Origin of the sequence: Shimwellia pseudoproteus, from assembly GCF_016415625.1 — a bacterium.
Taxonomy (GTDB): domain Bacteria; phylum Pseudomonadota; class Gammaproteobacteria; order Enterobacterales; family Enterobacteriaceae; genus Shimwellia; species Shimwellia pseudoproteus.
The window spans coordinates 1-21,508 of the sequence record NZ_WBXP01000056.1 but is presented as its reverse complement, the minus strand read 5'-3'; the positions used below and the strand labels follow the sequence as shown (position 1 = coordinate 21,508).

Below are 21,508 nucleotides of genomic sequence, written 5' to 3'. Positions count from 1 at the left end.
TCGGCGAAGGTGAGTTGATGGCTCATGATGTCCCTCTGGGATGCGCTCCGGATGAATATGATGATCTCATATCAGGAACTTGTTCGCACCTTCCCTAAGGCGAGGTAGATATTTTGGGCGCCGTCCGGCAGTGTATTTGCCAGATACCCGGCATTTTCATTATTGACGTCGTTCACCACATAGCCCCCCACCCAGCGCACATGAACATTACCCTGCCCAGCATCGAGGCCACCGCGATCAACATTATTCAGCCGACAGCGGGAAAGTTGCAGGGTGAAGGGCTGGGGTTTTAAAAAGGCCCCGGCCTGATGGTTATGGATTTCCGCCAGGCTTATCGGTGCCAGCCACACCTGGCCCGCCGCCACAGTTAGCCCGCGCACCGGGCTGGAAATACTCTGGGTGCCAGTGACACTGTTTGCCAGGTGCCGCGCCACGGCATTACCGGCAATCTCCTGCTGGACACCGACGGTTACCGTACAGGAGATATCGGTTACCTTGCCAAAAAAGCCGACCTGCCCTTTGTCATAATTGGTGAGGAATCCCCCGGCCGCAGAGACCGCCGTACTGGCCACAGTGGCTAACAGCATCATGGTCCACCGGATCATCTTCCCTGTGCTGGCTGCGTACATTGTTCGCTCCTGAATTAATCGTAAGTCAGATTAAAGACCATATGGGATTGCACCTCGCCACTGCTGATATCGGCAAGATACTGATAGAAGCGGGCGGTGTAGGGCAGCGTATAGGTGCTGGTTTGTGAACTGGCCAGCTGGCCGATAAGGTATTTCTTATCAAACTCCAGCGGGGTACCGTCCTTCAGTACCTGAACCCCGACCCCTTTCGCCGCCGCGCTGCCGGTTTTCTCATTGATTAATACCCCCTGGTTAGGCTGGGTGCCGGTTGCCAGGTTGCCGGAAAAGGTGGTGTTGATATTGGCATAGCCACTGACGCTTACCCCCCCGCTGCACTCCAGTTGAATATTAAACGGCGTGCCCCCGGCCCAGGTGCCCACGCCTTTTAGGTCGGTGCGTTTAATCGCGCCAATATCGACATTCATATTTTTACCACTCAGCACGGTACAGGACGGGGAGACAATCGTGATGGCGTTGGCGCTGAGGAAGGTCTCCAGGATCGGGTTGTTACCGCTGTCCCAGTCGTAAGAGGTATAGAGCCCCTGGGCCAGCGTACCGCTGCCGGTTATCTGGGCGGTTTTGATAACCTCCAGGGTAAACCGCGACCCTTCAAGGGAATAGTTGGTGCCCCGCCCGGCGTTAGTATTGTACTCACCGGGGTAGACAATATTGACGGTCTTCCCGCCGCGGCTAAAGCGCAGGCCGATCCCCGGCACATTGGTAGAAAAGACCTTATTACCGGTGTCCACAGCGTTAGGAACGACAATTTTCGCCGCAAAGGTGGTGTTGCCGGTACAGTAATAGGCGATACCGCCACCGCCGGGCATGGTCCAGTCCTGGCTCTTAATCACCGCCCCGACCGGCAAATCCGGGGGAACAATAATCCGCCCGATGGTCATATCCAGCTTAACGGTGGCGGCAGGCCCGCGCTGGCACATTGCCCAGCTGGCGGAGGACCACAGCGCCGCCAGCAGTAAAATAGCGCGCAGAAGAGGGGTTAGCGACATACTGTTTCCTTACCGGCTGTAGAATTAATCGTTACGCGGCACTCGCCGCCGCTCCACTTCACTATCGCCTCGCCGGCGCTGGCATCATTAATAAACATCATGCTCCCCTGGCCCACCACGCCGATGTCATTACCTTTTGCATCAGTAATGGTGGCGGCAAACGGTAGCGGCTGATTACCGCGCTGCACCGCGTGGATAATCACGCTGTTCTGCACTTTGGTGCCGAAGGCCACTTTCACCACGCTGCCTTCCCAGGGCACAACCTGGGCCACGGTGTTATCAAAGGCCACATCGTCCTGGGTGCCTTTCGGATCGATCTCCACGGCGTTAATCCGGTACGGACGCAGGTACGGCAGAATGGCGTAGCCATTGCTGTCCACCCGGGTACCCGGTGAGCCAGGTAAGGTTGCCCCGGCGGCGTCTTTGGCCTCCACCAGTGCCAGTGTGGTACCGGTTTCCGGTGAGAAGGTTACCCCGTGGCGGTGGGCAATCAGCGTACCGCTGCCGCCTATCCCGCCCTGGCGGTATCCCTGGCCCTGGCTGTAACTGCCAGTCATGGTGGTCCACGGGGTACGGTAGCTGCCGTTAAGCGCCACATCATGGTGGCCCCCGCTGGATGTGGTGGTGGACACGCCGTAGTTGAGGTTGTTTTCGTTATCCAGCGAGCCATTAACCCCCATTTGGGTGCTGGCAAAATGGCTACCGTTCCATACGGTGTTTGAGGTCAGGTTGGCGCTGCGGCTATCCCCGAAGTACAGCGGATAACTGAGGTTAAGTGAGATACGGTCGTCGCGGCGGTTGCCGTTGTTTTCCGGGGTATAAACCCGCTGCATGCCCAGGGTCCAGGAGAGCCGGCCATACATATTGTTATAACTGACCTGGTACTGCTTTTCCGTGCCGCTGCGGTTCCAGTAATCAGATACCCGCCCGCTTAAATAGACCCCGCCCCAGCCGTCCGGCAGGTTCTGGTTTACCGTAAAGCTGAAGCCGTTACGTTCCCGCCACAGTTCATAATCGCTGCGGTGATTTTTTTGCTGATCCACGGTATAGAGCGCGTCGCTCAGGTTGTAATAGTCTTTGGTGGAGTAACGGTAGGCCGCCAGCACGATGCTGGTTTTGGTTTCCGTGAACATACGGTTGAAGGTTGCCCGGTAGCTCTGGCCGTGCTTATCGCCGCTGTCCAGCGACAACCGCGAACCGGTGATATCAAAAGAGAGCGCCCCGAACCCGGTATTCATCCCGGTACCCAGCAAAAAGGCCTGGTAATCATTAAACCCGGTGGCCCCGGTATAGAGGGTGAACATATTGTTCAGGCCGTGCTGCCAGGTGCCCTGCCAGAGCATGGGTTTGTTACGCAAATTCGTGTTATCGACTTTCCCGGCAGACAGCGCATAGCGGGTCATCCCCGGGCGCAGCAACTGCGCCACCGAGGCATAAGGCACGCTGAACACATGGGTGGTGCCGTCCGCCTCTTTCACGGTCACATCCAGATCACTGCCGTAGCCAGACGGGTAGACATCGGTCAGGGTGAAGGGGCCCGGCGGGACCGTGGTCTGGTAAATCAGGTTGCCGCCCTGGCGTACACTGACCAGGGCGTTACTGTTGGCAACGCCGCGAATTTCCGGGGCATAACTGCGAATACCATCCGGGAACATATTGTCGTCGGTGGCCAGATTGATCCCGCGCACCCCGATGGTGTCGAAAAACTCACCGCTGGTAAACAACTGGCCCGCGCTGGCGATGGAGTTGATCTGGGGGATCGGGCGCTGTAAGTAGGTCTGGTTACTCTTCCAGTGCGCCCCGCCCTGTTTTTCCTGCCAGTTCAGGTTACCGATATGCTTCAGCAGCCAGCCGTCCCAGGAGAGACCACCATTTACCCCGAGGTAGGCGCTGTTATTATCGCCGGACGACGAGGTATGGTTATTCCAGGCGTTTGCCATCCAGCCGAGGTTCAGCGCCGCGATGCCTTTATCCCAGTATTCCGGGCTCACATAGTGTTTATAGAGCTGGTTTTCGTAAATTTGCGGAACGGTTATCTCCAGGCGCAGAGAGGACTGGATCAGGTTATCTTTTACCACCGGATCATCGCGCCACGCCTTCAGGCGCCCGCAATATCCCGCCTGCTGGCTGAGCGTGGGGTTGAGCTTCTCGCTGGCAATGCCAAATTTATCCAGCATCGCTTTGGTATAGCAGATCCCCAGCTCACCGTTTTTATCCCGGGTAACATTCAGCTCGTAGCGGCCTTTCCATTCGGTGTTGGTATACACATCCACCGAATAGACCCCTTCGGTGATTGCGCTGGAAGAAAAGCGTGATAAATCAACCTTTTCCCGGCTGCCGACAATAAAGCCATCATTGAACTGATACTCTGTCCCCTGGCCGGTGCCGGTTTGCGTTGCATCGCTGGCGTGGGCAATCGTCGGCATCCAGCAAACGGCCACAATGATGGCCGGGCAAGGGAGTGTCAGGCAGCGGGTCCTCGGTTTCATGCTTTAATCCTTTATCTGACAGCGGTTTTCACTGCGACATCGGCACCATAATCATTAATGTTATTAATCGTCAGCGTCTCACCTGCCGTGACGGCAGCGCTTAATGGAACCGTCTGGCTGGATTGTGGTGCCACCATGGCAGTGTGCTGGTTGAGGGCTTTCCCTCCTGCCCGGGAGATACGCGTTACGGTGATATAAAACGGCGTGGGGTTCGTGATGCTGACGCCCCCCGCCTGATGTGTCAGCACCAGTTGTTCGGCGGCGGTATCCCGGTTACCCAGCCCGGTAGGGCGATAGATAAATTTGAAGCGTGAGCGGATGGCCAGTTGCAGAATATTACTGCCTTCATTTTTTTGCCCGGCAACAACCGGCGGAATTTCTAAGATGTTCAACCACCACAGGGACTCTTTAGTGGTTGATAAACCGCTATTATTTGCCAGCTTAATTCGCAGTGTCTGGCCGCTGCGGCCATCAACCCGGGAAATGGGCGGGGTAATAATAAACGGTGTGGTAATGGTATCTGGCGTTGCGCTGGCATCACCGTTGTCCAGCCATGCCTGGGCTAATGCCGGACGATCCGCCGTATTAGAAAGCTGGACGGTAATTTCTTTCTCATTACCTGGATAAATAAACCGCGTGCCGTTAACAATAATGTTATTAGCCCAGACCGGAATACTAAAAATTAAGCTAAATAGCAGGGCAAGATGCTTCATTATAACCTCAGAAAATAAGCGGCAGAACCTGCCGCTTTCTGGTGGGTATAACCCGCGGCATTAAAAGCGCGTGTATTACAGGGCGCTAAAATTACTGATAAGTAATTTCGTAAGTGGCGTAGCTGTTTACCACACCAGTGGTTACGGTGTCCGGCGTGTTGGACGCGTAACCAACGTAGTAGGTAAAACGCGCACCGTTACTCACCGCCGCGGTATCGCCAGTTGCCTTCGGCTGGCTGGCATCACCCGGGATGATTTTGTTGGTCAGCGAGGTGTTGGAATCCGTTGCCAGTACCAGCTGAATATTCTGGGCACCGGTGCTTTCGGTGTTGGCCAGGTAACCTTTCTGGTTAGAATTAGCGCCCGCCAGCAGGTTACCACCGGTCCAGTTCACGCCCAGTTTCTCACCGGCAACGCTGGTCTGATCTTTGGTTTCAGCCGCCTGACAGTTGGTCACGTCGATGGTGAAAGATTTCGGTTTCAGGTAGGTATCTGCCGCGGCGCCTTTCACTTCGGTTAAGGTCACCGGAGAGAGGTACACATTGGCGTCGCTGCCCTGGCCATTGACAGAAACCGTACAGGACACGTCCGTCACTTTCCCGAAGAAATTAACCTGGCCACCACCTACATTTTGATCAGCGGCATTTGCAGATGACATGCCAATAAATGCAGTCGCAATAGCCGCAGAGAGAATTACCTTTTTCATTATCTATTTCCTTTGCCGGAGTACGAAAATAACAGCACTAGCGTCAGCCAGGCATCCGCGTAACTAACCCGTGCCATTGCGAATAGCAATTCTGACGGAGCAAATAAATCCCGGCAGTCACCTATATTTAGGGTGCAGGAAATCGCTCTGGAATAAATATAAAATCCAGAACCCGTCAAAAACTATTTCCCGGTTAATATACATTCACACTACTACTGTGTTCCCGATTATTAATGGTTTTCGCCTATCAAACTTCAAAAATAAATAATAAAAAGCTATCTACAACTTATTTACAATTTCTTTATTTATGAATCAGATCAAAAAACACCCATAACACGCTGTTTTCCATTATGTTTCATTAATAATCAATTGAAATATAATTAACATCCTAGTAATTTCTTGCGGTATTTATTAATTCCCCCGGGGAATCAGATGACATTTCTGTCATTTTCCCGGGCTTCCCTTTGCGCTGGCTGCCGCGCCGATTAAGATATCCTCTCTTGCTGTATCACTGCCTGGCGGGGGCTGTATGAAATTGTTAGTGGTCGAAGACGAAGCCAAAACCGGCGAATACCTGTGTAAAGGGCTGAGCGAAGCCGGTTTCGTGGTGGACCTTACCGATAACGGCCTCAACGGCTACCACCTCGCCATGACCGAACCCTATGACCTGCTCATCCTCGATGTGATGCTCCCGGACGTTAACGGCTGGGATATCGTGCGCATGCTGCGTTCTGCCGGGCGGGCGATGCCTATCCTGCTGCTCACCGCGCTGGGCACCGTGGAACACCGGGTGAAAGGGCTGGATCTGGGGGCCGATGACTATCTGGTCAAACCCTTTGCCTTTGCCGAACTGCTGGCGCGGATCCGCACGTTGCTGCGCCGCGGCAGCGACGCCATCCCCGAGAGCCGCTTCCAGGTTGCCGATTTAATGCTGGATCGGGTATCCCGCAAAGTGACCCGCAACGGCACCCGCATCACCCTGACCAGTAAGGAATTTACCCTGCTGGAGTTTTTTATTCGCCATCAGGGGGAGGTGCTGCCCCGTTCGCTGATAGCCTCTCAGGTCTGGGACATGAACTTCGACAGCGACACCAACGTTATTGATGTGGCCGTGAAACGGCTACGGGCCAAAATTGATAATGAGTTCGAACCTAAACTCATCCAGACTGTACGCGGCGTTGGCTATATGCTTGAGGTCCCGGATGCGGAGTAACGCCCTGGGGCGCTCTTTTTCCCTGGCCTTCCGGCTGACCTTTTTTATCTGCCTGTCGACCATTGTGGCGTTCTTCGTGTTCACCTGGATAATGATAAACTCGGTAGAAAAACACTTCGCCGAACAGGATGTGAACGATCTCACCCAGATCAGCGCCAATGTCATGCATATCCTCGCGGATAACCGGGAATCTCTCGCTGAGCGGGTGCGGGATATCGAGAAAGTGACCGCCGCCTACCAGAATGTCTTTGTCTACCTGACCGGGCAAAACGGTGAGCTGCTGTTCCAGACCGCCGGCCTGCCCAACCTGGCCGCGTTCAGCCCCCGGCATGGGCCACACGATCAGCGCTATTATCTGTGGAACACCCTGGGGCCCGCCGGCCACGGTACACTGCCATCCCACCACGCCAGCCATAAAGAGACCACCTACCGGGTGATTGCCGTTCCGGTGGTCAGCACCCTGAACGGCCAGCCAACCACCCACCGGCTGGTGATGGCCATGTCGATGGATTTTCACCTGCATTACATCAACAGCCTGAAATATAAGCTGGTTATCTCGGCGCTGATTATCAGCCTGCTGATAATCCTGTTAGTCCTGGTGGCGGTACATCGCGGGCACGCCCCGTTACGCGCAGTCAGCACCCGTATTGGCAATATTTCATCCGCCAATCTGGACGTCCGCCTCAACCCAAGCGCCGTGCCGATTGAGCTGGAGCAACTGGTAAAGTCCTTCAACCATATGATCGAGCGTATTGAGGATGTTTTTACCCGCCAGTCGCATTTTTCGGCGGATATTGCCCACGAGATCCGCACCCCGATAACCAACCTGATAACCCAGACGGAAATCGCCCTCAGCCAGCAGCGCTGCGTGAAAGAGCTGGAGGATATCCTCTATTCCAACCTCGAAGAGTTCCACCGGATGGCGAAAATGGTCAGCGATATGCTGTTTCTCGCCCAGGCCGACAACAACCAGCTGATCCCGGAAAGTACCCTGATTGATTTACAGCAGGAAGTCATCAAAGTTTTTGATTTCTTTGAAGCCTTTGCCGAAGAGCGCGGCGTCGCCCTGGTGCTAACCGGTGAGCCGCAACTGCTGTATGGGGACCCGTTAATGATCCGCCGGGCGATTAATAATCTGCTGTCCAATGCCATCCGCTACACCCCAAAGGGGGAGCGTGTGCTGGTAACCCTGAGCCACCAACAGACAGCCCCGAACCGCCAGCAAACAGTGACCCTGACGGTAGAAAACCCCGGCCAGCCTATTCCCGCCAGCCATTTGCCCCGGCTGTTTGACCGCTTCTACCGGGTCGACCCGTCGCGCCAGCGCAAAGGGGAAGGCAGCGGTATCGGGCTGGCGATTGTTAAATCGATAATCAAAGCGCACCACGGTGAAGTCATCGTCACCTCTGATGCGACCTCCACGCGCTTTACGCTCCAGTTGCCCGCCAGACCGCCGGCCTGATCTGCCTTTCAGGCCGGAAAATGACAACGTTGTCATTTTCCTGTCATCCCACCATCAGGATAGCCAATCTATCATTTAATCAGTGGCCTGGCACCGCGCCGGGCACCCTCACTGACCCTGGAAATGATACGCGAGGCAACGGATGAAAATAACACAGCTGATATTGACCCTGGCGCTGGCCACCCCTCTGGCGTCCTTCGCCCAGGAGATGGCGGCCCACGACCATCAATCCCCTTCTCCCGCCAGCCAGGAATACATGGCGGGCATGGACAAAATGCACCAGGACATGATGGCCGGGATGCAGGAAAGCGATCCTGACAAAGCCTTTGCCAAAGGGATGATTGCCCACCACCAGGGCGCTATCGCCATGGCGGAAACCGAACTGAAATACGGCAAAGACCCGGAAATGCGCAAACTGGCCAGCGATATTATTCGCGCCCAAAAAGGTGAGATAGCCCAAATGCAACACTGGCTGCAAAAATAACCCCCGCCCGGTGCGCGTATCGCTGCGCGACACCGGGAATATCACCGCCGGAAGACACACCATAATAAAGCGCCACCGGCGAGTAACATGATTGATTATCGGACACCTGCACACCCATAACCTGTTTGTTCCGATACCTATCCGGTATTTTCTGGAGACGATGATGACACTGCTGCAAACCATACTGACCGGCGCGCTGTTCAGCGCAAGCCTGATAACCTTCCCGGCCCTGGCCGCCACCGACCACGCACAAATGGCGGGCATGGCGATGTCCAGCACTACCCCGGCCGCCGCCGAATATAGCGCCAGCGGCGTGGTTAAGGCGGTCAACAACCACACGGTTACCATCGCCCACCAGGCCATTCCCCAGCTTAACTGGCCGCCGATGACCATGCGTTTTGACCTCTCGGCCTACCGCGGCGCCGCCCTGACGGCTGGCCAGCACATTGCGTTTACCTTCCACCAGGCCACCGCCGGTTACGCCCTGGACACCACCCGCGCCCAATAACGCCGGAGATATTATGACCCCCCTGCTGAATACCGCCGCGCGCGGGCTGCCGCTATTGCTGTGCCTGCTGGCGGCGCTGCCTGCGCACGCCACCACGCTGGATCAGGCGATCCGCGCCGCAGAAAGCTACTCCGCCGCGCTCTCCGCGAACAGCCATCAGGTCAATGCCCTGAACAATATGGCGGACTCGGCCACCCAACTGCCCGACCCCAAACTGAAATTTGGGGTGGAAAACGTGCCGGTGCAGGGGGGCAATGACCACCGTTTTTCCCGGGAAGGGATGACCATGCAGAAGGTGGGCATCATGCAGGAGTACGTCAGCAGCACCAAGCGTGAGCGTAAGGCGGATGCTATCCGCGCCCAGGCCCAGCAAACCGAAGCCGGGGCGGCGCTAATCCGCGCCACCTTACAGCGTGATACCGCCCAGGCCTGGTTTAACCTCGCCCTGTCCCGGCAGACCCTTACCGCCGTTGAGGCACTGATTAACGAAACCCGCCGCCAGGTAGGTACCCAGCGGGCCGGGGTGGCCAGCGGCGGGGCAACCCCCTCCAGCGTACTGGATGTCGAACTGGCCCTGAACGCCATGCGCAATGAGGAAGATAACGCCCGCCGGGATGTGCAAATTGCCCAGGCAAACCTGCAAAAGCTCACCGGTGATGACATCACGGACACCTCCGGCACCTTTCCGCGCATCGAACGCCTGCCCGCCGATCAAAGCACCTTAATCGACGGCATTAAACAGCACCCGGAGGTGGTCCAGGCCGCCCGGGCGGCGGACAGCGCCAAAGCCAAATCGGCCCAGTCGGAAGTGGCCGCTATCCCGGATGTCGGGGTCGAGGTCTATTACGCCCGGCGCGGCAATGACTATGACGATATGGCCGGGGTGATGTTCACCGTGGATTTGCCTATCTTCCAGAGTAAACGCCAGGACAAAGACCACGCCGCCGATATGTCCCGCACTTATGAAGCGAATGACCAGCTCACCCAACTGGTGCGCCAGCATCAGGCGGATCTGGCGGCGCTGATTGCCCAATACAACGCGGCCAAAGCCATCTATGACCGCCAGAACCAGGACGTATTACCGCTGCTGCACAGCAAAATCAGCCTGGTAGAGGCCCAGTATCAATCCGGTAGCGCCACCCTGGCCGAGATCCTCGCCGCCCGGCGGGACCTGCTTAACGGCGAAGTCGCCAAAAACAATGCCGCAAAGGCCCTGGCAGATAGCTGGGCCGCCATTCGCTACCTCATTCCACAGGACGTGAACTAATGCGTAATACCACCACCGTCAGCCTGATGGCCCTCCTCGTCGCTCTGGCCACTGGCGGCGGCTTCTGGCTGGGCCGCACCACTGGCCATACCGCCCCGGCACAGCCCGCCAGCACCCCAGATAACAGCGGGCGTAAAGTCCTCTACTGGTACGATCCTATGAGCCCCGGCGCCCGGTTCGATAAACCGGGTAAATCGCCGTTTATGGATATGGACCTGGTCCCGCGTTACGCCGACGAAGGCGACGACCAGAACGGTGTCAACATCAGCCCCCGGCAGCAGCAAAACCTCGGGGTGCGCACCGCCACCGTTACCCGCCGCACCCTGGCCACCCAGAGTGAGGCATTCGGTACCGTGGCCACGGATGAGCGCAGTGTGGAGGCGATCCCCGCCCTGGCCAGCGGCGTAGTTGAGAAGCTGTACGTCAATGCCAGCCAGCAGTTTGTCAAACGGGGTGAGCCCCTGGCACTGCTGTGGTATCCCCAGTGGGCCGCCGCCCAGCAAGAGTACCTGGCGGTGCGCCGCCTCGGCGATGGGTCACTCACCGCCGCCGCCCGGGCGCGCCTGCAATTACAATTTATGCCCGAAGCGGTGATCCGCAGCGCCGAGCGCAGCGGCAAACCGCAAACCCGGGTGACACTAACCGCCCCCGCGGACGGCTATATCAGTAAATTAACCGTCCGGGCCGGTACCCAGGTGGCCGCCGCTCAGGAGCTGTTCGAATTATCCAGCCTCGACCCGGTATGGGTGGTGATAAGCTACCCGGAAAGCCTGGCCAGCCAGATAACCACCGGCAGCACCCTGGAGGCCACCACCCAGAGCTGGCCGGGTGAGGTGTTCCAGGGCAAGGTTGAAGAACTCCTGCCGGACCTGGACGTCACCACCCGCACGCTACAGGCCCGGGTGGTGCTGCATAACCCCCGCCACTTACTGAAACCCGGCATGTACCTGAAAACCCGGCTTGCCCAGGGCGGCCCTGCCCAGGCGGTGCTGGTTATCCCGGAAGAGGCGCTGATCATGACCGGCAATAATAACCGGGTACTGGTCACCCGCGGGGACGGCTATTTTACCCCGGTGACGGTCACCACCGGGCGCAGCCAGAATGGCTGGACGGAGATAACCTCCGGCCTCAGCGAGGGGCAGCAGGTTGTCACCTCTGGCCAGTTCCTGATAGACTCGGAAGCCAGCCTGCATAGCGCCCTGCCTCAGATGGCCGACAGCGCCAGTCAACCGGCCGGCCAGGAAAAACCGGCGGCCCAGACCTACACCACCACCGGGGTGATCGACACCTTCAACGGTGAAGAAAAGACGGTGACCATCTCCCACCAGCCGGTCCCAGCCCTGAAATGGCCCGCCATGACCATGGACTTCAGCATCTCTCCGGCACTGAGCCGCGATCTGCGCGCCGGGGAAGCGGTGATGTTCAGTTTCAGCGTCAGTGAAGACGGCGCGTCCATCACCCATGTGATGCCTGCCGGCCCTCATCAGGACCATCAGGACCATAAGGAGCAGCCATGATCGCCGCCGTTATTCGCTGGTCACTGCGCAACCGCCTGCTGGTCTTGCTGGCCACCCTGATGATGGCCGGCTGGGGGGTATGGTCCGTGCAACATGCCCCGCTGGATGCCCTGCCTGATTTATCAGACACCCAGGTGATTATTCGTATCAGTTACCCGGGCAAAGCGCCGCAAATCGTCGAAGACCAGGTGACGTATCCCCTGACCACGACCATGCTCTCGGTCCCCGGGGCCAAAACGGTGCGCGGTTACTCGATGTTCGGGGACGCGTACGTCTATGTCCTGTTTGAAGACGGCACCGATCTCTACTGGGCCCGCTCCCGGGTGCTGGAATATTTAAGCCAGGTACAGTCATCACTGCCGCCGGAGGCCAAGGCCTCCCTCGGCCCGGATGCCACCGGGGTGGGCTGGATCTTTGAATATGCCCTGGTGGGCCACAGCGGCAAACACAGCCTCGGGGACCTGCGGGCCCTCCAGGACTGGCTGCTGAAATATGAACTGAAAACCGTGCCAGACGTCTCGGAAGTGGCCAGTATTGGCGGGATGGTGAAACAGTACCAGGTGGTGCTCGATCCGGACCGGATGCGCGCCCTGAATATCACCCATGATCAGGCCATTACCGCCATCAAGAGCAGTAACCAGGAAGGGGGCGGCGCGGTGGTGGAAATGGGGGAAGCGGAATATATGGTGCGCACCTCCGGCTACCTGAAATCGCTGGCGGACTTTAACCACATTGTGATCACCTCCCGGGGGGGGATTCCGGTGATGCTGTCGGACATCGCCACGGTGCGCCGGGGCCCGGAAATCCGCCGGGGTATTGCCGAGCTCAACGGCGAAGGGGAAGTGGCCGGGGGCGTGGTGATTATGCGCTCGGGTAAAAATGCCCTGACCACCATCAATGCGGTGAAGGCCAAACTGGCCGAGATAAAAAACAGCCTGCCGCCCGGGGTGGAGATAGTCCCGGTTTATGATCGATCGCACCTGATCGAACGCTCGGTGGATAACCTCACCCACAAGCTGATTGAAGAGTTTATTGTCGTGGCAGTGGTGTGTGCCCTGTTCCTGTTCCATCTACGTTCGGCACTGGTGGCAATGATCACGCTGCCGCTGGGGATCCTCGGGGCGTTTATCGTGATGCATTACCAGGGGGTCAGTGCCAATATGATGTCCCTCGGGGGGATTGCTATTGCCATTGGGGCCATGGTGGATGCCGCCATCGTGATGATCGAAAATATGCACAAAGTGCTGGAGCAATGGCGCCATGATAATCCCGACCGCCAGCCCACGTCAGAGGATTACTGGCACGCGGCCCAGCAGGCCGCTACCGAGGTGGGCCCGGCCCTGTTTTGCAGCCTGCTTATCATCACCCTGTCGTTTATCCCAGTCTTTACCCTCGAAGCCCAGGAAGGGAAGATGTTCTCGCCGCTGGCGTTCACCAAAACCTATTCTATGGCAGTGGCGGCCGGGCTGGGGATCACCCTGGTGCCGATCCTGATGGGCTTTTTTATTCGCGGCAAGATCCCCGACGAGCAGGCCAACCCGATTAACCGGGCGCTGATCCGCCTCTATGAACCGCTGCTGGACAAGGTATTACAGCGGCCAAAAACCACGCTGGTGGTGGCCGGGGTGGTACTGGTCGCCACCCTGTGGCCCCTGTCCCGGCTGGGCAGTGAGTTTTTGCCCGCCATCGACGAGGGCGACTTGCTGTATATGCCCTCGACACTGCCGGGGATTTCCAGCCGCGAAGCGGCCCGTTTATTACAACTGACGGACCGGCTGATTAAAACCGTGCCGGAAGTGGACACCGTGTTTGGTAAAGCGGGCCGGGCAGACACCGCTACCGATCCGGCCCCGCTGACCATGCTGGAAACCACCATTCGTTTTAAACCTAAAGATCAGTGGCGCCCGGGAATGACCATGGACAAACTGATTGCCGAGCTGGACAGCCGGGTCAAGGTGCCGGGCCTGGCCAATGTCTGGGTGCCGCCCATCCGTAACCGCCTCGATATGCTGGCCACCGGCATCAAAAGCCCGGTGGGTATCAAGGTCAACGGCGACAACATTGCGCTGATTGAGCGCACCGCAGAGCAAATCGAACGTATCGTCAGCCAGGTACCGGGGGTGACCTCAGCGCTGGCGGAACGCCTCGACGGCGGGCGATATATTGACGTGGATATCGACCGGCTAAAAGCCGCCCGTTATGGCGTCTCGGTGAAGGAGTTACAGTCCCTGGTAGCCGCCGTGGTGGGCGGGGAAAATGTTGGCGAGACCATCGAAGGCCGCGAACGCTACCCGATCAACGTCCGCTACCCCCGGGAACTGCGCGACTCGCTGCAAAAACTGCGCGACCTGCCGGTGGTGACCGCCTCCGGCGGCCAGATTGCCCTGTCGGAACTGGCCAGCATTGCGGTTAACGATGGCCCGCCAATGCTGAAAAGTGAAAATGCCCGGCTGTCTGACTGGATCTACGTTGATATTCGCGGCCGCGATCTGAAATCCGCCGTGGACGATATGCAGAGCGCGGTTGCCAGACAGCTGCGGCTACCGGAAGGGGTCTCCCTGAGTTGGTCCGGGCAATATGAGTATCTGGAGCGCGCCACCGCGAAGCTGCAAGTGGTGCTGCCGGTCACCCTGCTGATTATTTTTGTCCTGCTGTACCTGACCTTTCAGCGGGTTCAGGATGCGCTGCTGATCATGGGCACCCTGCCCTTCGCCCTGATTGGCGGAGTCTGGCTGCTGTACCTGCTGGGTTACAACCTCTCAGTGGCGGCGGCGGTGGGCTTTATCGCCCTGGCCGGGGTGGCGGCAGAGTTCGGGGTTATCATGGTGCTGTATCTCAACCACGCCATCGACAAGCGCGCGGGGCACCATCGCGGCAAGCTGGACGGGCCGCTGCTTAACGCCGCCATCCATGAAGGGGCCGTGTTGCGGGTGCGCCCCAAAGTGATGACCGTGGCCACCATTATGGCCGGGTTATTGCCGATTATGTGGGGCAGCGGCACCGGTTCTGAGGTGATGCAGCGGATCGCCGCCCCGATGATTGGCGGTATGGTCACCGCGCCGCTGCTGTCGCTGCTGGTGATCCCGGCGGTCTACCAGCTGATCCACCGCCAGAAATAGACGCCGCTCCCCTCCTGCCGGGCCTGTCTCCCGGTACCGTGCTGCCCCTGTGCCCGGGGGCAGCACAACCGTCCCCACCGCCCTGTCCCTCTGGTACATTGAGAATTACTGTAAAGTTTGATTGATTATTGTTTGCATTTGATAATGAATCGCAAATAGATATTTACATAATATTGCCCCCTCAGCGCCCCCCTTACCTTATGGCTGCCTGCTTTTTAACCATAAGGACAACAACATGCGTTTCTCTCTTATTACCTCTGCCATCCTCGCCAGCGCAAGCCTGAACGCCGCGGCGGATGACGTCATGGTGGTCACCGCCTCCGGCTTCGAGCAGAAAATAACCAATGCCGCTGCCAGTATTTCGGTGATCCCGCAACAGGAACTACAGGCTAACAAATACAATGATCTTGCCGATGCCCTGCGCGCCGTCGAGGGGGTGGATGTCCAGAGCGGCACCGGGAAAACCGGTGGCCTGGAAATCAGCATCCGCGGGATGCCCGCCAGTTACACCCTGATCCTGATTGACGGTGTACGCCAGAACGGCAGCCGCGACGTGACCCCCAACGGTTTCGCCGCCATGAACACCAGTTTTATGCCGCCACTGTCCGCCATTGAGCGGATTGAGGTGATCCGCGGCCCGATGTCCACCCTGTATGGATCTGACGCTATCGGCGGGGTGGTTAACGTTATCACCAAAAAGAGCACCAACCGCTGGCAAACCAGTATTAACAGCGGCCTCAACCTGCAAAGCGATAACAAATGGGGCAACAGCGCCGTGGTCAACTTCTGGACCAGCGGGCCACTTATCGATGACCGGCTGGCTATCCAGGTGCGCGGCAGCACCACCCAACGCCAGGGCTCCAGCGTCACCTCACTCAGCGACACAGGCGTCAGCCGTATTCCCTATCCTACCGCCGGGGAAAACTACACCATCGGCACCCGTCTGGATCTGAAAACCCACGACACCACTACCCTGTGGCTGGACTTGGATAGCGCCAGGCAGCGCTATAACAACAGCGACGGGCAGCTGGGTAGCCTGACCGGCGGCTACGATAAAACCCTGCGCTATGAGCGCAATAAAGTGACCCTCGGCCACGACACCACCCTCGATATCGGCACCTGGAAGTCCACCCTTAGCTGGAATCAGACCCAAAACAAAGGCCGCCAGCTGGCGAGCGCGTCCCTCTCCCCGGCAAATGCCGGCCGGGCCGGTAACCCCCGGGCGCTGAACAACACCAACACCATCCTCGATACCCTGTTTTTAATGCCGGTAGGCGCGGCGCATCTGGTGACCCTCGGGGGCGAACTCTGGGACGCCCGGATGACCGATGGCGTGGTGAAAGTCAGCTCCGGGGAGCGCTTCCACCAGAAAAGTGGCTCACTGTATATCGAAGACGAATGGCGCCTGCTGGAGCCGCTGACCCTGACCTGGGGTACCCGTTATGAGCACCAGGATGTATTCGGCGGCCACTGGAGCCCCCGGGCCTATCTGGTATGGAATGTGAACCCCGACTGGACCCTCAAAGGCGGGGTGACCACCGGTTATAAAGCGCCGTCCCTCGGGCAGTTGCATAACGGCATCAGCGGGGTGACCGGCCAGGGGACCATTAATAGTGTTGGTAACCCGGATTTAACCCCCGAGCAAAGTACCAGCTATGAAGCGGCGCTGTACTACGATGGCGGCACCGGTCTGAACGCCAATATCACCGGCTTCTACACGGACTACCGCAATAAGATTGTCTCGCGCAGACTTGATGACGTGACCAGCACCAGCGTCAACAGTGGCAAGGCCCATACCGGCGGGGTGGAATTGGCCTCCCGTATTCCACTGTGGTCCCCGGACTGGTCCCTGGCGCTGAATTACACCTTTACGCGCAGTAAGCAGCAGGACGGCGTCAACAAGGGCATGCCATTGAGCTATACCCCCAAACATATGGCTAACGCCCGGCTGAACTGGCAGGCAAGCGATGCGGTCAACACCTGGCTGAACGCCCGCTACCAGGGGAAAACGCCCCGGGCGCTGGTGCGCACGGAAAACCTCAGCCCGGTGCAGCAGGCTATTTACGAGGATCGCGGCCCTTACCTGAAGGCCTGGACCGTGGTTGATGTCGGGGCCTCCTGGAAGTTAACTGAAGCACTGACACTTAATGCCGCAGTGAACAACCTGCTTAATAAAGATTTCAGCAGCGTGAAGCACTACCAGGTGGGGCGCTCCTCGACATACGCCGGGGACTACTTCCAGACCGCAGCATCAACCACTGGCTACGTCAACGCCGACCGTAACTACTGGTTATCCGTCAATTACACTTTCTGATCCGCAGCCCATTTTCACTATTATGCGCGGCCCCCCAGGGGCCGCTTTTTTGCCGGTACAGCAAAAGTTATTTGCCATTATGCCAGTTAATGCAGCGCCGCCCCCTTGCTATGCTGGCGGCAGTTCAGTTAACCGGGAGAAGGGCAATGTCCCACACTATCTTTGACAATGTCAGCATTGGCAGCCTGCCGCTGACCAGCCGTATCGCCATGGCCCCAATGACCCGCTCGCGCACCTCGCAGCCGGGCGATGTTCCCAACGCCATGATGGCGACCTATTATCAGCAGCGCGCCAATGCCGGGCTGATTATCAGCGAGGGAACCCCCATTTCTGCCGTGGCGCGCGGCTACTCAATGACCCCGGGGATCTACACCCAGGCGCATATTGACGGCTGGAAGCAGGTCACCAGGGCGGTGCACGACGCCGGCAGTAAAATCTTTGTTCAGCTATGGCATGTCGGGCGCCGCAGCCACGCCAGCATTGCCGGCCAGCAGCCTCTGGCGCCATCCGCCCAGAAAGATGCCGATAAGGTCTTCGGCCCGCTGCCGGAAGGCGGTTTTGGGATGATCGAAACCGATATGCCCCGGGCCATGACCCAGCAGGATATCGACGATACCATCCGTGACTTTGTGCAGGCGTCCCGTAACGCCATGGAAGCCGGGTTCGACGGGGTGGAAATCCACGCCGCCCACGGCTATCTGTTCGATACCTTCCTGCATAAATCCAGTAACTTGCGTACCGATCAGTACGGTGGCAGCCAGCAAAACCGCATGCGTTTTCTGATGGAGACCCTGAGCGCGGTGTGTGATGCCATCGGCAGCGAAAAAGTGGCGGTGCGTCTGTCGCCCCACGTGATTGAAGGTTTTGCCAATCCGGACGACGAAATTGTCGCGGTGACGTTAAAAGCTATTGAGCAGATGGCGCCGATGCGCCTGGCCTACATTCACTTTTCGGAAAATATTTCCCGCTTCGTGGATGTGCCGGACAGCTTCCGCCAGCAGGTGCGGGCGGTGTATCCGGGCCTGATTATGGTGGCCGGTAAACTGACCCTCGCCAATGCCGAGTCCATGCTGGCCAAAGGTTATGCAGACTTGTTTGCCTTCGGGACCCCGTATGTGAGCAACCCGGATTTGGCTCTTCGGCTGCGCAATAACTGGCCGCTGGCCGACTTCGATGCCGATGCCCGTCTGACCCTGTATGGCGGTGATGCCCACGGTTATATCGACTACCCGGTATACGCCGCCCCGGCACACTAACAGCACACCGGGCGAATCACTGGATTCGCCCGGTTTTTGGGATCAGAAGTCGTAGCTTACTGAGGCTTTCAGAGTACGTCCCTGGCCCTGGAACAGGTAAATCCCGCTGGTGGAGTCCACCCCAGACCAGTATTTTTTGTTGGTGACGTTATCCAGCCCTACCCGTACCACCATCTCATTTTTGTCCTCGTTAAGCTGCATACGGTAGCGCATGCCGAGGTCGAGGGTGGTGTATGACGAGATTTTTTTGCTGTTACCGGAATCAGCATACTGGGAGCCGGTATGGTTTACCCGGCCCGTGGCGGTCAGCCCCTGGACCTGCGGGATATCATATTCAGCACCAAAGACCGCGGTAAAACGCGGCACGCCGATAGCGTCCTTGCCGTCGTTAACGCCGCCCTGGGTTTTGGTCATCTCCGGATCTATCCAGGTGGCGCCGCCGTTAAGGCGCAGGCCCAGTACCGGCTCACCAAAGGCATTCAGTTCAATACCGCGGTTACGCTGTTCGCCATCCAGCTTGCTGTAAGACAGGTTGTTGCTGGTGGTGGTCAGCACCGACGGTTTTTTGATTTCAAATAGCGCCACGGAGCCACCCACCCGGCCAAAGTCCATCTTCACGCCCACTTCGTTTTGTCTGGAGTGAATGATCCCAAGGCTTTGTCCGTAGTTTACCGTCCCCTGTCCGGCGGTACCGGCCGGTTGTAATGCCTCGGTATGGTTGGCATACAGCGATACGGTTTCCCAGGGTTTATACACAATGCCGTAAGTCGGCATCCAGCGCTGTTCTGAGTAGCTGCCCGTGGAATCCTGCTTACCGGTGCTGGCGTTATAACTGGTGACCACCACTTTCTGATGGCGGGCGCCGAGGGTTAATAATACCGAGTCATCCAGCACCCCCAGGGTGTCGCTTAACAACCAGCCCTGCGTACGGTTACGCGCAGTGGTCAGCGGATCGGTGTAATTTTTACCACCAAACAAATTGGTGTCGGGCTTTAGCACCGGGTGAGTATCGTAGATATTGGTTGGCGTTTCATTTCCCCAGGCCATCCCCCAGGCGGTCTTGACCTGGGTGCTCTGGGCCGCGTAACCGACGTTGACTTTATGGCTGACAAACCCGGTATCAAACTGGCTGCGCAGGCCGGCCATGCCGCTGGCGGTATCGCTGATTCGGTTGGTATCCAGCCGCCCGGCGGTGGCATTGCCGCTGGCGTCGAGGAGTTTCGGTGAGCTGTAGGTCCCCTCTTCGTGGGCATGCTGGCCACCCAGCGCCGCATAGGCCGTGAGCAGGTTGTTATCCAGCAGATCGTATTCGGATTTCAGCATGCCGAATTCGTTTTCAATATCGCTGTAGGCCCATTTCTGGCTGTAGTTATGGGATGGGCTGGGGGCGTGAGGAATAAAATCCACCCCGGTAATGTTGATCCCGGCAGTACTGCCGTGGAAGGTCTTTTTCTGGTAGCCAAAATCCAGCGAGCTGCGCAGGCGATCGCCTTTATAGTCCAGGCCAATCGACGCCAGGGTAGTCCGGCGGCGGTCATCATCCACCCGGGTGCCGCCTTCGCGGTGCAGCAGATTCACCCGTACCCCAAACTGATCGTTATCCCCAAAGCGGCGGCCCACGTCGAGGTTGCCCCCTAACTGGGAGTCAGAGGTGTAATCCACACCCACCCGGGTTATCGGGGTGGATTCAGCCCGTTTCGGCTCCAGGTTGATCATCCCGCCGACCCCGGTGTTCGCCGCGCCGTTCATCAGGCCGTTGGCCCCTTTAAAAATCTCAATGCGTTCCAGCATCTGGGTATCCATCACCTGGCGGGGAACCACGCCCGACAAGCCCCCCATGGTCATGTCATCGCCATCAAGGGTAAAACCGCGAATACGGTAGGTTTCGGCAAAGTTACCGTAGCCCTGGGTGGCCTGGATCCCGGCGTCATTCGCGACAACATCGGCAATGGTGTGGGCTTGCTGATCAGCCACCAGCTTTGCGGTATAGCCAATAACGCTAAACGGCACATCCATGGCCTTCTGCTCCCCTAACATCCCCATACGGCCGCCGTTGGCAATCTGGCCATCAAGGAATGCCGGTACCAGCTGGTCGCCACCGGGGGTAAAGGTATCACTGGACGGCGCCGCAGTGACCACCACGGTATCTTCTTTCTTAATCGTTGTGTTACCGCCGTTGGTGGCCGGCGCGGCCGCCAGTACCGGAAAGACCGCAGAACTGATCAGGGCGGACAGCAGGCGGGGTTTTACCCGCATGGCAGAAGCAGGGTTGATACGCATTTGTATAAGTTCCAGATGAACGAGAATGATAAATAATGCTATTTGCGAGTGATTATCATTACAAATGACATAATTGCAAGGAAAATGAAACCGGCGCTGCCGCGCACTGTGGCCCAATAAAAGCGAACTACCGGTGATAATTTCCGGCGAGATAATCTTTTATGTTGGTTATTTAATAAGATAACAAAACGTGCTGCTACCGCATCACCAACAATAGTCCCGCCTCCTTACTGTCATTATTCGCGGCCGTAACCAACATCCTCGCTGCCGCTCACGGCACCGGGCTGGCGCACTGTGTAGCCGGGCTTATTAATTTCACGCAAATGCAGTACCGGGCGGAATTATTTATTATTAATCAGGGCCAGTAATTTCAATATAAAAATAAATAAATCATGGCGTTAGCTACTAATAACCAAAATAGAGGCAAGGTGTATAAATCACACTGTACTAAGGAAGGTGCGAATAAGCAGGTCATTTCTTCCCAAGCTGACTCGCTGATTAAAATTTCGCGGATCTGGGCCGATTTTTTTCCCGCAAACACATC

The 21,508-nt window shown here is 57.7% G+C and carries 15 protein-coding genes; 9 read left to right on the top strand and 6 right to left on the bottom strand.

The window, feature by feature from the left end:
- Nucleotides 1–71 precede the first annotated feature (71 nt).
- The 5 genes from F9C28_RS17740 to F9C28_RS17720 form a co-directional block, all read right to left on the bottom strand.
- Nucleotides 72–629: a type 1 fimbrial protein gene (locus tag F9C28_RS17740; protein WP_199016613.1), complete on the bottom strand. Its 558-nt coding sequence runs from the start codon at nucleotides 627–629 to the stop codon at nucleotides 72–74.
- A gap of 14 nt (nucleotides 630–643) precedes the next feature.
- Nucleotides 644–1,636 carry a fimbrial protein gene (locus F9C28_RS17735; protein WP_199016612.1) on the bottom strand — a complete coding sequence of 331 codons (993 nt, stop codon included), beginning with the start codon at nucleotides 1,634–1,636 and terminating at the stop codon, nucleotides 644–646.
- Nucleotides 1,627–4,125: a fimbria/pilus outer membrane usher protein gene (locus F9C28_RS17730; RefSeq protein ID WP_408641535.1), complete on the bottom strand. Its 2,499-nt coding sequence runs from the start codon at nucleotides 4,123–4,125 to the stop codon at nucleotides 1,627–1,629. The genes F9C28_RS17735 and F9C28_RS17730 overlap by 10 nt, the downstream gene beginning before the upstream one ends.
- An 11-nt stretch (nucleotides 4,126–4,136) precedes the next feature.
- Nucleotides 4,137–4,838: a fimbrial biogenesis chaperone gene (locus tag F9C28_RS17725; RefSeq protein ID WP_199016611.1), complete on the bottom strand. Its 702-nt coding sequence runs from the start codon at nucleotides 4,836–4,838 to the stop codon at nucleotides 4,137–4,139.
- 91 nt (nucleotides 4,839–4,929) lie between these two features.
- Entirely contained in the window at nucleotides 4,930–5,544 is a 615-nt protein-coding gene (locus F9C28_RS17720; RefSeq protein WP_199016610.1) for a fimbrial protein, read from the bottom strand.
- A gap of 529 nt (nucleotides 5,545–6,073) precedes the next feature.
- Here F9C28_RS17720 and F9C28_RS17715 point away from each other — a divergent pair.
- The 9 genes from F9C28_RS17715 (at nucleotide 6,074) to F9C28_RS17675 (ending at nucleotide 18,684) form a co-directional block, all read left to right on the top strand.
- Nucleotides 6,074–6,757: a copper/silver response regulator transcription factor gene (locus F9C28_RS17715; RefSeq protein WP_199016609.1), complete on the top strand. Its 684-nt coding sequence runs from the start codon at nucleotides 6,074–6,076 to the stop codon at nucleotides 6,755–6,757.
- Nucleotides 6,747–8,219 (top strand): Cu(+)/Ag(+) sensor histidine kinase, encoded by a 1,473-nt coding sequence (locus F9C28_RS17710; protein WP_199016608.1) that lies wholly within the window; start codon nucleotides 6,747–6,749, stop codon nucleotides 8,217–8,219. Before F9C28_RS17715 ends, F9C28_RS17710 begins: the two co-directional genes overlap by 11 nt.
- A gap of 142 nt (nucleotides 8,220–8,361) precedes the next feature.
- Nucleotides 8,362–8,703, top strand: coding sequence for a CopM family metallochaperone (copM, locus tag F9C28_RS17705; protein WP_199016607.1), 342 nt, complete (start codon nucleotides 8,362–8,364; stop codon nucleotides 8,701–8,703).
- Between the two features lie 160 nt (nucleotides 8,704–8,863).
- Nucleotides 8,864–9,211 carry a copper-binding protein gene (locus tag F9C28_RS17700; RefSeq protein WP_199016606.1) on the top strand — a complete coding sequence of 116 codons (348 nt, stop codon included), beginning with the start codon at nucleotides 8,864–8,866 and terminating at the stop codon, nucleotides 9,209–9,211.
- A gap of 13 nt (nucleotides 9,212–9,224) precedes the next feature.
- Nucleotides 9,225–10,478 (top strand): TolC family protein, encoded by a 1,254-nt coding sequence (locus F9C28_RS17695; RefSeq protein WP_199016605.1) that lies wholly within the window; start codon nucleotides 9,225–9,227, stop codon nucleotides 10,476–10,478.
- Entirely contained in the window at nucleotides 10,478–11,995 is a 1,518-nt protein-coding gene (locus F9C28_RS17690) for an efflux RND transporter periplasmic adaptor subunit (RefSeq protein ID WP_199016604.1), read from the top strand. Before F9C28_RS17695 ends, F9C28_RS17690 begins: the two co-directional genes overlap by 1 nt.
- Nucleotides 11,992–15,114 carry an efflux RND transporter permease subunit gene (locus F9C28_RS17685; RefSeq protein ID WP_199016603.1) on the top strand — a complete coding sequence of 1,041 codons (3,123 nt, stop codon included), beginning with the start codon at nucleotides 11,992–11,994 and terminating at the stop codon, nucleotides 15,112–15,114. Before F9C28_RS17690 ends, F9C28_RS17685 begins: the two co-directional genes overlap by 4 nt.
- A 235-nt stretch (nucleotides 15,115–15,349) precedes the next feature.
- Entirely contained in the window at nucleotides 15,350–17,428 is a 2,079-nt protein-coding gene (locus tag F9C28_RS17680; protein ID WP_199016602.1) for a TonB-dependent receptor, read from the top strand.
- Nucleotides 17,429–17,574: 146 nt separating this feature from the next.
- Nucleotides 17,575–18,684 carry an alkene reductase gene (locus tag F9C28_RS17675; protein WP_199016601.1) on the top strand — a complete coding sequence of 370 codons (1,110 nt, stop codon included), beginning with the start codon at nucleotides 17,575–17,577 and terminating at the stop codon, nucleotides 18,682–18,684.
- A 42-nt stretch (nucleotides 18,685–18,726) separates the two neighbouring features.
- On the opposite strand, the gene F9C28_RS17670 is transcribed toward F9C28_RS17675, so the two are convergent.
- A complete protein-coding gene (locus F9C28_RS17670; protein WP_233149146.1) occupies nucleotides 18,727–20,964 on the bottom strand; it encodes a TonB-dependent receptor in 2,238 nt (745 codons plus the stop codon).
- Between the last annotated feature and the right edge of the window lie 544 nt (nucleotides 20,965–21,508).

Excerpts from the sequence above, each read along its gene's own strand:
- F9C28_RS17740 (WP_199016613.1), bottom strand. The coding sequence starts at position 629 with ATGTACGCAGCCAGCACAGGGAAGATGATCCGGTGGACCATGATGCTG.
- F9C28_RS17735 (WP_199016612.1), bottom strand. The coding sequence starts at position 1,636 with ATGTCGCTAACCCCTCTTCTGCGCGCTATTTTACTGCTGGCGGCGCTG.
- F9C28_RS17730 (WP_408641535.1), bottom strand. The coding sequence starts at position 4,125 with ATGAAACCGAGGACCCGCTGCCTGACACTCCCTTGCCCGGCCATCATT.
- F9C28_RS17725 (WP_199016611.1), bottom strand. The coding sequence starts at position 4,838 with ATGAAGCATCTTGCCCTGCTATTTAGCTTAATTTTTAGTATTCCGGTC.
- F9C28_RS17720 (WP_199016610.1), bottom strand. The coding sequence starts at position 5,544 with ATGAAAAAGGTAATTCTCTCTGCGGCTATTGCGACTGCATTTATTGGC.
- F9C28_RS17715 (WP_199016609.1), top strand. The coding sequence starts at position 6,074 with ATGAAATTGTTAGTGGTCGAAGACGAAGCCAAAACCGGCGAATACCTG.
- F9C28_RS17710 (WP_199016608.1), top strand. The coding sequence starts at position 6,747 with ATGCGGAGTAACGCCCTGGGGCGCTCTTTTTCCCTGGCCTTCCGGCTG.
- copM (WP_199016607.1), top strand. The coding sequence starts at position 8,362 with ATGAAAATAACACAGCTGATATTGACCCTGGCGCTGGCCACCCCTCTG.
- F9C28_RS17700 (WP_199016606.1), top strand. The coding sequence starts at position 8,864 with ATGATGACACTGCTGCAAACCATACTGACCGGCGCGCTGTTCAGCGCA.
- F9C28_RS17695 (WP_199016605.1), top strand. The coding sequence starts at position 9,225 with ATGACCCCCCTGCTGAATACCGCCGCGCGCGGGCTGCCGCTATTGCTG.
- F9C28_RS17690 (WP_199016604.1), top strand. The coding sequence starts at position 10,478 with ATGCGTAATACCACCACCGTCAGCCTGATGGCCCTCCTCGTCGCTCTG.
- F9C28_RS17685 (WP_199016603.1), top strand. The coding sequence starts at position 11,992 with ATGATCGCCGCCGTTATTCGCTGGTCACTGCGCAACCGCCTGCTGGTC.
- F9C28_RS17680 (WP_199016602.1), top strand. The coding sequence starts at position 15,350 with ATGCGTTTCTCTCTTATTACCTCTGCCATCCTCGCCAGCGCAAGCCTG.
- F9C28_RS17675 (WP_199016601.1), top strand. The coding sequence starts at position 17,575 with ATGTCCCACACTATCTTTGACAATGTCAGCATTGGCAGCCTGCCGCTG.
- F9C28_RS17670 (WP_233149146.1), bottom strand. The coding sequence starts at position 20,964 with ATGCGTATCAACCCTGCTTCTGCCATGCGGGTAAAACCCCGCCTGCTG.